The sequence below is a fragment of the Nitrospirota bacterium genome (genome assembly GCA_016214855.1).
Taxonomy (GTDB): domain Bacteria; phylum Nitrospirota; class Thermodesulfovibrionia; order Thermodesulfovibrionales; family UBA6898; genus UBA6898.
The window spans coordinates 35,418-51,724 of sequence record JACRMT010000010.1 but is presented as its reverse complement, the minus strand read 5'-3'; the positions used below and the strand labels follow the sequence as shown (position 1 = coordinate 51,724).

Genomic DNA, 16,307 nt, shown 5'->3' with positions numbered 1-16,307 from the left:
TGCATGTTAAGACCGCTCAGCATCGAAGAACTCTACCATTGCTGTGACCCTTCTGTTTTTGCATTCAATACCACGGACGAACTGCCTGAGGCGATTGAGACGATCGGGCAGGAACGGGCGCTGCGGGCGATTGACTTCGGCCTGAACCTTGAAAACAGCGGGTTCAACATCTTTATGCTCGGCGAAAACGGCACAGGCAAGATGACGACCATCAAGTCCTTTCTCAGCAAAAAGGCTGCTGATGAACCTGTGCCCTCTGACTGGTGCTATGTATATAACTTCAAGGATACAGATGTCCCTCTTGCCATTTCTCTTGCCCCCGGGATGGCATCCCTGTTTCATAAGGATATGGAAGAGCTGGTCAAGACGCTAAGGGTCGAGATCCCGAAGATCTTCGAATCCAAGGAATATGAAAAGCAGAAGTCCCAGATCATAGAGGGATTTCAGCAGAAGCAGAAGGAATATTTCTCTGCGCTTGATGAAGATGCAAAGGCCAAGGGTTTTTCGATCCGCAAGAGCGTGAGCGGCCTCATGATCGTTCCGATCAAGAAGAGCGGGGAGCCTTTAACAGAAGAGGAATATGAAGCCCTTGAGGAATCGATCAAGACGAAGATCGACGAGATCGGCAAGACACTTCAGGAAAAATTGAACGATGTTGTGCGGGAAGTGCGTGACGCAGAGAAGAATCTCAAGGTCCTCCTTGCCAAACTTGAACGTGAGGCAGCGCTTTCTGTCGTAGGTCATCTGACCGATGACCTGAAGCATAAATACCAGTCCCACGAAAAGATATACACGTACCTGGCCGAGATGACCGAGGACATCCTGGAGCATCTTGATGATTTCAAGGGGCAGGAGGAGCAGGCGCCGCCTCTGCCGTTCATGCGCATGCAGAAGAATGAACCGACCTTTACCCGCTATGCAGTAAATGTGCTGGTCAACCATGCGGAGACCACGGGTGCGCCCTGTATCTATGAAAGCAATCCGACCTATTTCAACCTGTTAGGCAGACTTGAATACAAGTTCCAGTTTGGCGTTGCGTCGACGGACTTCTCGATGATCAAGGCCGGATCTCTGCATAAGGCGAATGGCGGTTATATCGTGATCAATGCACTTGATCTGCTCCGCAACATGTTCTCCTATGATGCCCTGAAGCGTGCGATTCGCAATGGTGAAGTCCGTATTGAGGACATTTGGGAGCAGTACCGGATGATCTCAACCACGACGCTGCGGCCTGAGGCTATCCCCCTCAGGGTTAAGGTCATCCTTGTCGGGACTCCTTATCTGTATTATCTTCTTCATAACGCAGATGACGAATATCGGGAACTTTTCAAGGTGAAGGCAGACTTTGACAGCAGAATGGACAGCAGCACAGAGACGGTCCAGAAATACGCTGCCTTTATTGCAAGTACAGCGAAAAAGGAAAAAACCCTTGCTTTTGACCGGTCCGGTGTTTCCAAGATCGTTGAGTACGGCGCCCGTCTTGCGGGCCACCAGAAGAAACTGTCATCACAGTTCAGCGAGGTGACGGACCTTATCAGGGAAGCGAACTACTGGGCAAAGAAGGCAGGCAGTCCGGTAGTTCAGAACGCTCATGTGGAGAAGGCGCTTCAGGAAAAGGTGTACCGGAACAGCAGGATCGAGGACCGCATTCAGGAAATGATCGTCGAGGGATCTATCATCGTAGATACGAAGGGAGAAACGATCGGACAGATCAACGGGCTTGCTGTCCTGGACATGGGCGACTATATGTTCGGCAAACCTTCGAGGATAACGGCAAAGACCTTTACCGGCAAGGCCGGCGTGGTCAATATCGAGCGTGAAACAAAGATGAGCGGCAAGATCCATGAAAAGGCGATCCTGATCATCAGCAACTATATCCACAGCACCTATGCCGGGAAAAAGCCGATAAGCTTTTCTGCCTCCATAACGTTTGAACAGCTGTATGATATGGTCGAGGGTGACAGTGCATCCTGTGCCGAACTGTATGTCATCCTGAGCAGCTTGTCGGGTGTTCCGCTGAAACAGAATCTTGCGATCACCGGTTCCATGGACCAGCATGGCGATGTGCAGCCGATCGGAGGGGTTAATGAGAAGATTGAGGGTTTCTTTGATCTCTGCAGAGTGCGTGGTCTTGACGGAACCCATGGTGTGGTCATGCCGCAAAAAAATATGCATAACCTCATGCTCAAAAAAGAGGTGGTTGATGCAGTCAAGGACGGCAAGTTCAGCATCTATGCCATCAGCCGCGTGGAGGAGGGACTTGAGCTCTTTACCGGCATGGTGACAGGAGAACTGAACGATGATGGGACGTGGCCAGAGGGAACGCTCAGCAGCCTTGTCATGAAACGGTTCGAAGAGATCGCACAAGCTTTTAAGGAGCGGGACAAGAAGGACGACCAGAAAGAAAAGGAGAAAGAAGAAAACGGGAAATGAAGAGGCTCCGTCAGTTCTTGTTGTTCAGTCTGCTTGTTTTGGTCACATTCCCCTTTGCAGTCCTGCCGCTCAGGTTTGCCCTGCGCGTCGGCGATGCCCTTGGTCTTCTGCTGTACATGTTCTGGAGGAGCAGAAGGAATATCGCTCTTGACAATCTTGCCGGTGCCGTGGAGCGCGGTGCCTTACTGCTCACCGAAGATCCGGGAGCAGTCATACGCAGGAATTTCAGAAATCTCGGCAGACTCGTCATTGAGGTTGTCAAGATATACTACGGCATGGGAGATAGTATATTCAGGACTGTGGAGTTGAGAGGCGCCGAAAACTTCGCGAAGGCAATGAGCCGGGGTAATGGTGTCATCTGCATCACGGGTCACTGCGGCAACTGGGAACTGATGGCCGTGTACCTTTCCATGACCCTTGGCGGCGCGAGCATCATCGCCCGGAAGCAGAATAATGCATACCTCAACAGGCTGATCGAGCGGACGAGGGAGAAATACGGCAATCATATCATCTATAAGCAGGGTGCGCTCAGGCATATACTGTCGTCACTGAAAAAGAAGGAAGCGGTTGCCATGCTTATGGATCAGAGCGTGCTGAAATCCGAGGGTATTATTATTCATTTTCTTGGTGCGAATGCCTATGCCATGAAAACCCCGGCCCTTATTGCGCGCAAGACCGGAGCTGCAGTTGTGCCGCTTTTCATCAGGAGGACGGAGACAGGGCATATTATCGAGATCCAGGAGGAGATCCCCCTGGTCGCGGATGAAAACAGCGATACGGCTCTTCTTCATGATACGATCAATTTTTCGAAAGCGGTTGAAGAGTATATAAAAAAATATCCTTCAGACTGGCTTTGGATCCACAGACGGTGGAAGAGCGTCTAATGATAGCTGACGCCACGACTTACTCCCCTGGCGGCTCAAACCAATTATGCGTTTTCCCTTGCAGGCTATGACAGTTGAAAGTGCAATTAGTCGGATAATTATTGAGAATCGTATAGGTTGCGGCGTCCATAGTTCCGTATTGGTCACTGCCTGTGCCCGTATAACGATTATACTGCATCTCATCGTAAGTCCATCCTGACGCTGTATTCGAACCATGAACGTTATGGCAGGCTATGCAGTTCATGGATGAGCTTGTTGCTCCCCTGTAAGACCACCCACCACTTTGCACGTGAAAGTAATGGAGATTGGTATATAAGTTCGTCCAGAAAAGAGGGTTGTCATAGGGATTTCCGGTGCCTTGTCCATTCCTGTCCCTGAATAATGTCAGGATATTCGGAAGGTTGTAGGGCGGCGGACCCTCACCGTTTAAGTCATAATTACCGCCGAGCCTGTATCCTAAAATGGCTTCCTTTGTCACCCGGGGATAGTTTTGATGGCAATTGAAGCAGATATCATACGAACCTTCGTCCGCTGCACTATAATATGCGGTAGATGGATTGGGGAGAGTCAGGTTTTTGCTCAAGAGCCCCTTATAGTCCGAGCCGTGTCCACTAACGTGGCATCCTGTATTCGGAGTGCCATCGCCAAGGCATGTAAGACCCTTTTGCCGGTGTCCGTAATTTTTGTCCCAGTTGCTCTTTATATCAATACTGCTTCGATAGGTGGTTTGACCGAGGACCTTCCCGTCAGAGAAGGGAATCATGTTGCCGCCGGCCCCATCGGCGTCATGGCAACTCAGGCAGTGGTCCTCAGCCGTTGAAGGACTGGCCGCGCTGTATATATATACTTCTCCTGTATCCGCATTCTTCAGCCGGATGTTTCCACCCGGGTGAAGGGATGTGTCGTGGCATACCTGGCAGTCGGCGTTGGTAATCGTACCGCTGGCCGGATAGTGGTGATGTGAGATCTTTTTAAAATCTCCGCCGCTCCCTGAACCGTCACCGTTACTATCGACGATCTGCCTTCTGCTGCCCATTGCTGTCTTATGGCAGGAAAGACAGTTTGCGTAGTTTGGCGGCGTGATTGAAGTTCCCCAGGTCGCATTGCCATGACAGGCGAATGTCCCGCTGCAGGATCCTCCCCCCATACTAAAAGTATATGTGATGGTGCCTGTACTGTTGCCGATATCATACTGTTGATTTACATGCCTCGAATAGTCGTTTATCGTACTGCTCGCCTGTGTCGTTGCCCAATGACATTTTTCGCATGATATATGACCATGCCTGACATGGCTGTTTGCCTTTGGAGAACCATTTGAATAAGCAGGCGGGTAAGCATGGCATGAGTTGCAGGCGAGCGGCCCGGCAGCACCCCAGTCTGGTGAAGAGCTGCCCGGGATTGTGCTGGTCGATACAGATGTCCCATTGCCGTGGCAGTAGGTATTTGAGCAGTTTCCATAGCCATTGCCCGGATCGGGCGTGCCGGTATAAGAAGCGCTGCTGCCGTACTTTGTCGGCGGAAACTTCACATCAATCTGATAGTTGACATGAAGGTTGCCGCTATTGTGACAGACTGATGCGCAGCCCAGAAGGTTGTCTGATCCGACATAGTTATGGCAGGCAGCACACCTGCCCGGCCCCTTTGATCCCCCGCCTACAGTATACGTAAGGTTATCGAGATGTTTTGTATGGCTTCCTGAGCTTATCTCAATAGCACTCATGCCTTTATCTGCCCAGTATGAATGTCCGGCATCAGCGTAATGGCACGTACCGCATGTGCCTTCATCCAGATTGCCCCAGGTCGGCGCTTTATATTCCCCGGCGAGACCTGTCAGCGGCCCTCCAGTGCTCGTCTGGACAATGCTGTGGCAGTACAGATTGGCACATTGGCCGTAGGTGACCGGAACAGGATTCGATGAACCGCTTGAACCTCCCATGTATTCAGCTCCGGAAAGCATTGGATACGTTGAAACATCGAAGGACCAGTCGGTTTTTCCATTTACATGACTGGACGGGTAATTGTTGTGACATACCGTGCATGCAATGTTCCTGCCGTAGATGTAATTGTTAAAGGGAGGGTCGGTATTGGGAGCATGCCACCAGGTATCATTCATCGTATGTGTCCTGTGGCTGCCCCTGAGTGGTGGATTTGCCGCAGTAGCGCCATGGCAGGTTCCGCATGCAGCCGTTGCAGGGTTGTCCCACACCGGAGTCAAATTAGTTCCGTTGTTGGATGTCATGGTCGAGCCATGGCAGTAGATACCTGAGCAGGTCTTTGATCCGCCTGTGGTTATGGTTGTGCTGTTTTTCCCTTCATAGACAAAACCGTTTATGAGGGCTTGACCGTCATACGAGCCCCCGCCTGTGCCGAAAACATTAAAGCCGATCTGTATCCTGTTATTGCCGTTGATGGGAGTTGCCGGCATGCCGCTGAAGTGACACGTGTCGCAGGAATAGCTCATCCCGGAAGATGACGCATGTTTGGCATGTGCACCTGCAGTAGCAGATCCTGTTGACGACGGGTTTGATACCATTGTCTCAGAGTCAATGGGAGGGAACCCGTGGCATACTCTACAGGATGGCTTGAAGCCCTGTGCATGCCAGTGGCAGGTCATGCAATCCGTATTGTTGTTATGGGTCCTATCTGCTAAGTCTGCTGACATATCGTAAGCGTGGTATTTAACTCCATTTGCAGAGCCTGCGTCATACGTATGACAGACCTCGCAGATTTTGGTTGAGGTAGCATGTGCTGAAGAGTCATCACCGAAATCAGACGCGCCATTGCTTGTAATGTTAAAAACTATTGCCTGACCGGTTCCCGGGAAGTTTGAAGGAGCCGGATCAGGTGCAGCCACGGATGTATTCACCCTCTTAATGTTTGGCGTATTCCTGGTGTGGCAGGTCTCGCATACAAACTCACCATATTTGCCGCCTGCAATACCCCAGCCGTCTGCTCCCCACTTTCCAGAGCCAATGCTGGCAGAGTTGTGCATCATTGGCTCATTTGGAGTATAGGTAACGGTTACAGATACATGATCAATGTTGAAACCACTTGCCGTGGCATCGGGGTCTCTAAGCATAACACCAAAAGTCTCAGAGTTTATCTCGGTGTTCAGCCACGTGGCTCCCCATAGATCTGAGGCTGTTCCTAATGTGTAGGTGGCATCTGTACCAGTCAGCAGCTGAGTCTTTGCCGTACCTGCGGCAGTTCCATTTTTTGTAAGGGAAACCGCTATTGTCCTGTTCGCCGCATTACTGCCAAAACCCTTTACGGATACTTCAATGCCATCGATTTTTGAAGCGGCAGGAATGGTAAATACATATTTCGAAAGTGTTAGATTTGCCCCTTCAGTGAGATTGTAGGTTGCGTAGGCAGTATCACTCGTCAAGGCATTGTTTGGGTTTGTCCAGACACCTGCTGCGGTTTTGGGACTTTTCGGCCCCATCGATGCCGCTTCTGTAATTCTCGGACTATACAAGCCGAAGTATATGAACGCAATGAATGCAACGGTGACGAGGAGATTAATAATTACCTCTGCTGCCTTGTTCATTCCCCTTCCTTGAACAAATTAATTGATTTCCCTCTCATTTGCTATCGCTTTTTCTTATAGATTCATTGCGTCAGTCCACTCATCTGCCTTGATCAAAAAAAGTCTAAATCTATAACTATCAGCCTGCTTATAAAATTTATTATACTTAGACCTCGATGTCAAGGATTTTTCAGCCGTCTGGATTTTTCAGCCGTTGTCAATACGGTTCTTCTTCATGATACGATCAATTTTTCGAAAGCGCTTGAAGAGTATATAAGAAATATCCTTCAGACTGGCTTTGGAGCCACAGACGGTGGAAGATCGCTAAAGATTAGTCCTCTCCATGCAGCGAATGTCCGTGCCCTGCAGTCCCTGACCATGAAGAATGCCATGAGCAGGGCAGCCGCCTGTGCAGGATGCATGATTTTTGCAGGCCGTTATCCCGCAGCTGTTCTCTCCGAATGTTCTGAAGTGATCGAGACGGGGACTTGACCATATTACCGAAAACGGATCAGTAAAGATATTCCCGAGATCGAATGCCGGGACGTGCTGAAACAGGTTGCAGGGATAGACAGAGCCATCGGGCATGACTGAGAGTTTTCTCACTCCTCCGGCGCAGCGCACTCCTTTTGGAAGTGTCTGTTTTTCAAAGCATGAGGCGTTTACCCTGTTAATCTCAATTCCAGTGTTGGCTGATTTGATCTCTTGAAAAAAGCTCAGGAATTCCGGGTAGCTGAGCGCTGAATGCTGAGCGCTGACCGCATCTGCGAGAAGATCCATATGGATAAGATAATATCGCCTGACCCCCAGTTTACTAAGCAGTTCTGCAATTAAGGGGATGTCCGGCATGGTAGTTCTGTTCACGACGGTTTTCACAATCGGATCCAGGCCCATCGCAACAAGTGACCTGATGCTTGAAACTGCCTTTTCGTAATAGGCTGCATCGGTAAGACGGCGGTGTGTTTGGGCAGAACTTCCCTCAAGAGAAATGCCGATGTTGATCTTCTCAGGGTTTAATCCCCTGAACGCTTCCATGACCTCGGGGAAGCTCCCATTGGTACTGATATTTACCATGATCCCTTCTTTGATCGCAGCGTGAATGAACGACGGCATCCATGGCAGCAGGAACGGCTCGCCGCCCATGATGTCCAGGTCAAAAATGCCGAGACCCGGCATGATATCGAGAAGGTTCAGCGCATGTTCAGGGGACAGGTCCCCGGGATGGCCGACCGGACCGTTAAAGCAGAAGGAGCAGCTCTGGTTGCAGCGAGTCGTGGGATAAAGCTGGAGAAATCGCGGGTGAGGGAAGGTCATCCCTTCCCTCCTAATCAGTTTTTTGCGGCTGAGGGAGCGAATGCATCGTTTTCAGGCGGGCCTTAAGATCGATCATATCCCTCATCTTCTGGAGATTTTCGGAAAGCTCCCACCATCCATTTTTGAAGGCTGCATAATCCGGTGCGCCGGTCATGGCAGAGGCATACCTGACAGAGTTCGAATAAAAAAGCCACTGTCTGATCCAGAGTTTTTCGATCTGTTCATCAAAGGGATTTGATCTGTCTTCAATGCCTTTGTCCCATGCCTCGGACATGAGTTTAGTCGCTGACAGCGTCATCTCATTCGTCTCCCTGATCGTATTGTCCATTTTTGCGAAGTGGTCATTGGTCCATCGGGTGCTGTGGCAGCCCCTGCAGATATTTTTCATGGTGTCGTATCGTTTTTCCTGTTCCGCCTTATTAATGAGAAAGTCTGACGCAGGCTCATTGAGAAACGTGGTCGGCAGCGGAAGACCGTCCTTGTTCCTGATGATCGTGGTATTGCCGTCCTTGGGCTGCGGGTGGGAATATATGAGTCCAAAGAGCCGCACCCAGAGGCGGGCGCCGAAGTCATGCGTCCGTTCCGCGATGACCGTCCCGTCAGGAGAGGTGATCAGGCTGTTGTGACACGTTGCACAGGTAGGGGCCTGAAAGTCCCTGCCGAGCACCCAGGGAACATTGGTAAAGTTCCATTCATTTTCATGACTGTCGTATCTGGACCCATGCTTGCTTTCTTTATATACATTGAAAGCCGGAACATCAGGGTCGAGATGACATTGGCCGCAGCTGTAAGGTTTGCGTGCCTCTTTGATCGAGAAAGCATGACGCGAATGGCATGATGTGCAGGAACCGATGCTCCCGTCAGGGTTTTCGCGGCCAACTCCCTGACTCGGCCAGTTCGTTAAATTCGGCACTTCTATCTCTCCCCACACGCTGTTGCTGTAGACCTTCTTCATGCCGTTGACTTCTACCTTTGTGCCGTGGCAGCCGAGACAGGTTTCCTGGAGGGTTTGGGGTGATGGCGGCAGCGCGACTATCTTTCCATTTTCCACGGTTTTGAGACCGTCAATACTTGAAACGAGGGAATGATAGACCGGGTTTGACATGATGTTTTTCCATGCATGTGCTTTTTTGCTTCCCGAATACTGCAGCACCTCCACAGGATGGCAGGTGCTGCAGTCATGTGGGGAGACAACGACATTTATCCGGTATCCCATGTGCTGAAAATTATCCGCGTGCTTTTCCGGATTTCTGCTGTGGCATTCGTAGCAGCCGACTGCGAATGCCATGAGGTCATCGGGCAGAGTTGCAACTGAGATCCTCCGCTCAAGCGCAGGTTTCTTTAATGCCGCTTCAGGCGTTGTAAACGAGTGTCTGCTGGAAAGCCAGTCTTCCACAATGCCGGGGGTGACCTTGCTGTGACACCCTACACAGGCCTGCGTCTGGGGGCTGAGTCTGATCCCGGATCTTGTTCCCTTATCATCAGCGCTGCCGATGCCGTCTGAACAGAGAGCAGAAACCAGCATCAGACAGGCTGAGAGTATCTTCCGTGAGCCCATTGCAGCCCCCTTTTATACCATCAGAACTTGCTGTGATATTCCTTTACCTTCTCGGCAAATGCCTTGCCGAACGCATAACATGCCTCGTCATCAGCAGCGGACGGGCGGTACTGCACCTGAACGCCCGGCTCAACGATCTCAAGGCCCATGCGTTTGAAATCCTCATACGCATCTTTTACTGCACCGCCTCCCCATCCAAAGCTGCCGAATGCACCGCAGATGCGGTTCTTCGGCCTGAGGCCGCGCAGATGGGTAAGAAATTCAGCCACAGACGGGAACATGATGTTGTTCAGTGTCGGCGTGCCGATGAGGCATCCGCGTGATTTCCAGAACTCCTTGATCGCAACGCTCATCGGTGTTGCCCTGAGCTTTATGATCTTGCAGTCAACGCCGGCATCCTGAATGCCGCGCATGAGCGGGTAGGTCATATGTTCGGTGCTGTGCCACATGGTGTCATAGATGACGGCGACCCTGAGTGCGGCCTTGCCGTTTGCCATATTGAGATAGTCCTGGATGACCTTGTTGGGTGCTCCCCGCCAGATGATACCGTGGTCAGGGGCGATCATGTCAAAATCAAGTCCCAGTTTCTGCACCTCTGCGATCTTGTTCTTGATGAGCTGTCCAAAGGGCATGAGAATGTTCGCATAATATTCGACCACTGCCTCGTCAAGTTCGGAGTGGGAGGCGCACTCCACGAACTCGTCATCAAAACGCGCAGCAGTTGCAAGATGCTGGCCGAATGCGTCCTGGGACAAGAGGAGTTTTGCCTCCTTTATGAAACTCATCATCGAGTCAGGCCAGTGGAGCATCGGGGTTTCGAGAAACTGGATCGTATATTTGCCCGTACTCAGCGTATCACCTGTCTTGACGATCGTAAATTGCCACCTGGACGTATCAAAATGACGGTCAAGGCCCTTTTTCCCCTTGTCCGTGATATAGATCATCGCGCTGGGGCAGAGATCCATGATCTTGTCGATGCTGCTCACGTGGTCAGGTTCGATATGGTTTATAACGACATTCCTGATCTGCGAAGGATCGCAAATGCTCATGATATTGTCGATCGTGATCTCGGAGAAGTCATGCTTTACGGTGTCGACAAGGGTGATGTCCTTGTCGACGATCAGGTAGTTATTGTATGTGGTTCCATTCGGGGTTATATATCCGTGGAAGTCACGGACCCCCCAGTCAATAGCCCCTACCCAATAGATATCAGGCTTTATTTGTACAGCTTTCATTATGATTCCTCCTTAAAAAATATGTCGATGGCGCATGTTCCGGGATACCGGTGTGACGGTCAGGTCAGGAGTTCATAACCCCTGCCCCTTGTCCCGGCCAGGCATATTCAGGTTATCCTTCGACGATCCCTCTCTCTTCGTACATGAACCACTGGCCGGTGTTCTCGAGAAACGTATAGGTTTCGTTGAGTATCGAAAAATGATCGTTCTCTTCGATCACAAGACGCTCGAAGAGCTTCTTTTCTTCCGGCGTCGGGGCGTTTGCCGCAGCTATTGTATAAAAATCAAAACCCGCCTTTTCCATGTCGAGCGCGATCTTGATCGCATCCAGTTCGCTCTGAACAGCCTCGGCCCTCTGCATCATCTGGTCCTTAAGCATGCTGAAAACGGTCTTGATCTCTGCCCTTGGGCTGGCGAAATCCTCCTTCAGCCCCATGCCCTTGAAAAGGTTCTGAAGCATTGCGAGATGCCGCCTCTCGTCTTTTACGAAACCCTTGAACATTTCCCTGCCAAAGGCGTGATGAGCCTTGTTTGCGGATTCCTCATAAAATGCAATGGCATCGGTCTCCATCTTGATCGCTGTTGCAACTGCTTCTGATATCATGTTTTCCCCCTCTGAACAGTTTAGAAGTATATGAACATTATATCAAAAGAACGGGTAATCAATAAACAGCGCTGATGTCTGCCTGAAAACTGTTGCGCCCCGTGTCTCTGAACAGTAAAATAACGGTAATCGTTATTCTGAAGGGAGGTGAAGAAAGAATGAAGATAGTAAAGATCGTTATGTTTTCGCTGATCGTGCTTGGACTGGTCTTTACGGCTGCTTTTGCAGCTGGTGATGCAGCAAAGGGCAAGGCTCTGTTCAATGACAAGAAATTTGCCGGAGGATCCAAGTCGTGCAACGATTGTCATGCCAACGGCAAGGGTATGGAAAAGGCAGCTGACAAGAAAGAGTTCAAGATCATGGGCAAGACCCAGAAGAGCCTCGAAGAAGCTGTTAACGTATGTATTGAGGGCGCCAACAAGGGCAAGGCAATTGATGTTAAGTCTGCACAGATGCAGGATATGGTTGCGTACATCAAGTCTTTGAAGAAGGCAACAAGCGGTTACTAAAGAATAGAAACTGCAGGTAAAGGCAGGGGATAGGTATAGGGCGGGTATTCTGCCTGCGTCCTTCCCCTCCCTTTACCTCTGTTATTTCAGAAAAGGAGATGTATGCCGATTTTTCTTCTGAAATCTCTTTTCTCACTGGCTGTGCTCGCATCTGCGCTCACTGGGATATTTACTGCCTTTGAGATCTTCGGCAGGGCCGAGCAGAAGTTCAACCGCGACACTCTCAGAAAAATTCATCGGGCGAATGGCATTTTGTATCTTGTTCTCTGTCTCGGTCTGACCTATCTTTGCTTTGGATTTCTGGTACGGACCAAGGCCGAGCCGTCTGTCAGGGTGACGTTCCATGCGCTGTTTGCCGTTTCTGTACTGCTTCTTCTTTCTTTCAAGATCCTGGTTACAACTATATACCGGCAGTTCTATGCAAAGCTTCAGACCGCAGGCCTTATTCTGGCACTGTTCAGCCTCTGCATGATCGCGACGTCGGCTGGATATTACCTCCTGATCACAAAACTCGGGAAAGAGATCCCGGCTGTTGGATCATCTGACCAGAAAAAGGCAGCTGGAGCCGAGCAGGCAGGGATGATCGCCAGGACTGATCCTGAAAGCATCACGAAGGGAAAAGAACTGTATGAAGACAAATGCACCTTCTGCCATGACCCTCTTACCAACAAGACGTTAACCGGTCCCGGTCATAAAGGAATTCTGAAAAATCCCCGGCTTCCGGTGAGCGGAAAGCCTGCTATACCCGACAATATCGCTGCGCAGCTCAGAAGCCCGTTTAAGGACATGCCGTCATTTTCCTACCTGTCTGATGAAGAGGTCTTGCACATAATCGCATATCTCAATACCCTCTGATCAGAAGAAAAGCAGAAATTTACCTCATCCATCAAGTGATTGCCGATCCGGGCTTTAATCCCCTCCTTATCAAGGAGGGGTGAGGGGAGGTTATGGCAAATGTTCTTAATACCTCATCTTCACCCGGTACGTGAGCTTAACTTCCTTGTCCTTCGGCACAGGGATATTGAATTCAGCAGTGAAGGCTGCGGCCTTTGTATATTCATGAGATGAACTGAGCATGGTCCAGTCGCCAGGGATCGGTTCCACGACCTTTACTACGATATCTTCTTTCTTGTGGTTTCTGAGCGATATCTCGAAGCTTGCCTCATACGTGTCTGACGCGATCTTCTTCCAGTCCATCTGTTTGCGCGTGCCCACAACATCAAAGGCATCGCCTAATTTGATCCGGATCTTTTCGTCTTTGGGCGTATGATCGATCGAATCCTCTCCCACGAACTGCAGGCTGCCCTCTGCGTCATGCTTATACACCCTTACCGTGCCTTTTGGAAGGGGCATGCCGAGGTTATGGTCTTTCTTGTTCTGGATCTCCACAAGGACAGTCACCTTCTGGTTTGTGATGGCATCGCCGTACCTCGAGGTGTAGTAGTAATTGGCGCCTTTGAAAACGAGTTCTTTTTTTACTGGTATCGAATCAGCGCTGACCAGACTGATCTGCTTGGTCTGGTTGTCCCTGATCGTAGATGGACGTTCAAGCGTGTAGATGTGGTATTCAAAGAACTCCTCCTCTTTAAACTGTGGGGCCGGCTTGGCCATTGCGGCTTCAGCAACACGCATCATCTTGTATTTATAGTCCTGCTCGTCCTTCACCCTGTTGATATCTCCGGCAACAAGCTTCAGTTTTGCATCTCTGTATGTTGCGCCGCTTTTGTTGTCGATCGTCACCCATCCGGACAGGTCGGCTTTATTGTCTTTTGCATTGAGCGTTACGACATAGTCCGCGCGCCAGGTGATGCCGTTAGTGAGATAGGATGCCTCAACCTTCTGCATGGATGAAAGGCTGTTTTCGAGCAGCCAGACCAGGGTCGGTTTCGAGATCAGATTCTCAGGCACTTCCGGAAAAATGATTCGACCGGGATGGCCGAAGGTTATCTCATTGTTGATCCTGAAGATAGGGCCGCCGTTGTTCGAGAGCAGGGTGGCTGTGATGACCTCTTCCCTCTCCGTGTACGGGTTTTTCTGATAGAGCTTCACCTCTTTGCCAACATATTTATCCAGGAGCCTCTGGGGATTCAGAAGGTCGTATTCATAATTCTGCTCAATTACCGACAGGCTGTCGCTGCTTACCAGTGACTTGATATGAACACTTGCCGGGATGATCTGCGATGCGACATCCATGAACTTCAGCTCACTGCTTCCTTTCAGAATCTTCAGCTGCCTTGTGTCCTTTACGAGCCCGAGGTTGACGTTGTAAATGGTGATGGCGATCCCTGTCTGGTCCCCGACCCCGGTTGACAGCACGGGTTTCGCAGCTTCTTTTTCGGCTGCCGCCGGCAATCCTGTGGTGATGAGACAGAGCAGACTGGCTGCAATCGAAATAAGTTTTTTCTTCATGGTGCTCCTCCTCTGTTTTAATTTTGCGATCTTGCTGCTTTAGACATGGGAGCATATGAAAAAGTTCCCGGACGTTTCCATTGTATCATGGAAATGTCCGGCAGCTATTGGATTAGGATAAAGAAGAATGAGTAGCCCTCATGACTTTCAGATAGAAATTACAATAGTCCCAATCTCTGCTCAGTTTCTACTCTCCGATGAGCTTCAGCAGCCTGCTCCAGCCGGGGGTTTCCTTCCATTCCTCGCTATGCCCCGTTCTTACGCGCCAGAAAAAACGCAATGACAATTCCTTCAATCAGGGAACCCAGCATCAAAATAATGAGTTCGAGAACATTCAGTAGCAGAGGCTCACCAAGCAACGTGTTATAGATAAACCATTCCTGAAACAACCAGTACATCAACCAAATCGTTAGCCCCCAGAATAGTCCTTTTTTCATCCATGTCTTTCCGGGTATCGAGGGCATGAGAACGTTGAAAAGCCATGCGTGTATTATGCTCAATATAACAAGACCAGCGACCGAGACCGGTATGTTTCGTTTCGGGGCGATCTCCATAAAAAGCTGACTTTGCCATTCGGGGTTGTAGAGTATCGACTGGACTGGAGGGCTGGAAAATAAGGCACCCATCACCCCGTTACCAATAAAGCCGCCAACGAGACCAGCTACCAAAATCTTCACTACGCCGTTTATTGTCATTTCTTCCCCCTTTTCGTGGTTTGTAATTTGCTCACGAACTCTACCGAGGTGCGAAAAATGTTTATATCCTTCCGGTAGTCCTCCGGCCTCAGACGATATATATGAATCCGCTCCTTCATTTCAGGCTTGCCGAGCGGTTGGAAGCGAACAGCTCGCACCCAACGGCTCGGGAGAACACCGGCGGTTTTAGGCCGGTGCTTCTGCCTGGTTGAATCATCGTTATTTACTTCTGTCTCGTGCGAGGTGCTGAGTTCTCCGGTTTCAAGCAGTAATTCTATTTTGATCTATTCCAATCAAATTCAATTGCACCATGCTTGCAACTATCAACACAGTTGCCGCAGAGAATGCACTCGGCATTTTCCATGTTTTCTTGATGAACCATTTCTTCTACGGAGAGGCTCATTGGACAATGTTCGTTGCAGGAGTGACAATGTTTACACGTTTCTGGTTTTGGCCTTAACTGTAATGAGTTCCAATGGAAATAATTTCTAATCTTTCTGCCTGCGATCATAAAAGGAGCCATCCAGCATAAATGATGGCAAAAGGATCGCTTGCCAAAAATAAACGCCGGTAAGACGATAAGGAGAAATAGAACGATGAGGTAGGTAATATGGCTCTGGACGTCTACGACGGAAAGACCGTGTGTCGTCATATAGAAAAAGTTGGTTTGGCGATATCCTCCAGACTTGATTGCCAAAATGAAAATCGTGCTTATCCATGGTATCCAGATGAACCATTTAATGCGATTGCCCGAAGTTACTTTTTTATCCCTTGCAAGAAAAATAGCCTCCTGACAACCAGCGGCAGGACAAACCCAGCCACAATATCCTCTGCCCAAGAAAAGAGAACTGAAAAATAATAGGAAAAAAATTACGAAACTTCCATTGATTACGCCCTGTGAGCTTGACTGAATAATGAGCACAGGAGACAGATAATAGAAAATTGCCGGGAAGAGAAAAAAAGTGATTAAAATGATACCGTTCCGGATTTTTTGTCTCATGTTCTTTCTTTCAACACAATGGTGCCGGCGTGGTGCGCCGTTTTGCTGCGTTCGGTTCACCTGTGGGTGTACGCCCGGCATGGGCGTGAACTTATGGGGTGCAAGTCCCCTGTACGAGAACCGAAGGTATTCATGAT

General features: G+C 49.8%; 12 protein-coding genes. 4 read left to right on the top strand and 8 right to left on the bottom strand.

Annotated features, from left to right (window positions below; translation table 11 throughout):
* Positions 1-3: 3 nt before the first annotated feature.
* Together HZB62_09420 and HZB62_09415 are read left to right on the top strand one after the other, a co-directional pair.
* On the top strand, positions 4-2,433 hold the full coding sequence (locus HZB62_09420) for an AAA family ATPase (GenBank protein MBI5075363.1): 2,430 nt from the start codon (positions 4-6) through the stop codon (positions 2,431-2,433).
* Complete coding sequence (locus HZB62_09415) at positions 2,430-3,317, top strand: lysophospholipid acyltransferase family protein (GenBank protein MBI5075362.1); 888 nt, start codon at positions 2,430-2,432, stop codon at positions 3,315-3,317. Before HZB62_09420 ends, HZB62_09415 begins: the two co-directional genes overlap by 4 nt.
* A gap of 19 nt (positions 3,318-3,336) precedes the next feature.
* Here the strand turns inward: HZB62_09415 and HZB62_09410 are convergent, their stop codons facing one another.
* The 5 genes from HZB62_09410 to HZB62_09390 form a co-directional block, all read right to left on the bottom strand.
* A complete protein-coding gene (locus HZB62_09410; protein MBI5075361.1) occupies positions 3,337-6,867 on the bottom strand; it encodes a CxxxxCH/CxxCH domain-containing protein in 3,531 nt (1,176 codons plus the stop codon).
* 303 nt (positions 6,868-7,170) lie between these two features.
* Positions 7,171-8,160, bottom strand: coding sequence for a radical SAM protein (locus HZB62_09405; GenBank protein MBI5075360.1), 990 nt, complete (start codon positions 8,158-8,160; stop codon positions 7,171-7,173).
* A gap of 10 nt (positions 8,161-8,170) precedes the next feature.
* Complete coding sequence (locus HZB62_09400) at positions 8,171-9,718, bottom strand: hydroxylamine oxidase (protein MBI5075359.1); 1,548 nt, start codon at positions 9,716-9,718, stop codon at positions 8,171-8,173.
* A 20-nt stretch (positions 9,719-9,738) separates the two neighbouring features.
* Positions 9,739-10,953 (bottom strand): FprA family A-type flavoprotein, encoded by a 1,215-nt coding sequence (locus HZB62_09395; GenBank protein ID MBI5075358.1) that lies wholly within the window; start codon positions 10,951-10,953, stop codon positions 9,739-9,741.
* A gap of 112 nt (positions 10,954-11,065) precedes the next feature.
* On the bottom strand, positions 11,066-11,557 hold the full coding sequence (locus tag HZB62_09390; protein MBI5075357.1) for a ferritin family protein: 492 nt from the start codon (positions 11,555-11,557) through the stop codon (positions 11,066-11,068).
* Positions 11,558-11,715: 158 nt separating this feature from the next.
* Between HZB62_09390 and HZB62_09385 the strand changes: the two genes are divergently transcribed.
* Positions 11,716-12,066, top strand: a complete 351-nt coding sequence (locus HZB62_09385) for a hypothetical protein (GenBank protein MBI5075356.1) — start codon at positions 11,716-11,718, stop codon at positions 12,064-12,066.
* Positions 12,067-12,168: 102 nt separating this feature from the next.
* Entirely contained in the window at positions 12,169-12,921 is a 753-nt protein-coding gene (locus HZB62_09380; GenBank protein ID MBI5075355.1) for a c-type cytochrome, read from the top strand.
* Between the two features lie 105 nt (positions 12,922-13,026).
* Here HZB62_09380 and HZB62_09375 read toward each other — a convergent pair whose 3' ends face one another.
* From HZB62_09375 to HZB62_09365, 3 genes are all read right to left on the bottom strand, one after another.
* Positions 13,027-14,475, bottom strand: a complete 1,449-nt coding sequence (locus tag HZB62_09375; GenBank protein ID MBI5075354.1) for a DUF4139 domain-containing protein — start codon at positions 14,473-14,475, stop codon at positions 13,027-13,029.
* Positions 14,476-14,720: 245 nt separating this feature from the next.
* Positions 14,721-15,170, bottom strand: a complete 450-nt coding sequence (locus HZB62_09370) for a hypothetical protein (GenBank protein ID MBI5075353.1) — start codon at positions 15,168-15,170, stop codon at positions 14,721-14,723.
* A gap of 274 nt (positions 15,171-15,444) precedes the next feature.
* Positions 15,445-16,170: a 4Fe-4S binding protein gene (locus HZB62_09365; protein ID MBI5075352.1), complete on the bottom strand. Its 726-nt coding sequence runs from the start codon at positions 16,168-16,170 to the stop codon at positions 15,445-15,447.
* Positions 16,171-16,307: the final 137 nt, after the last annotated feature.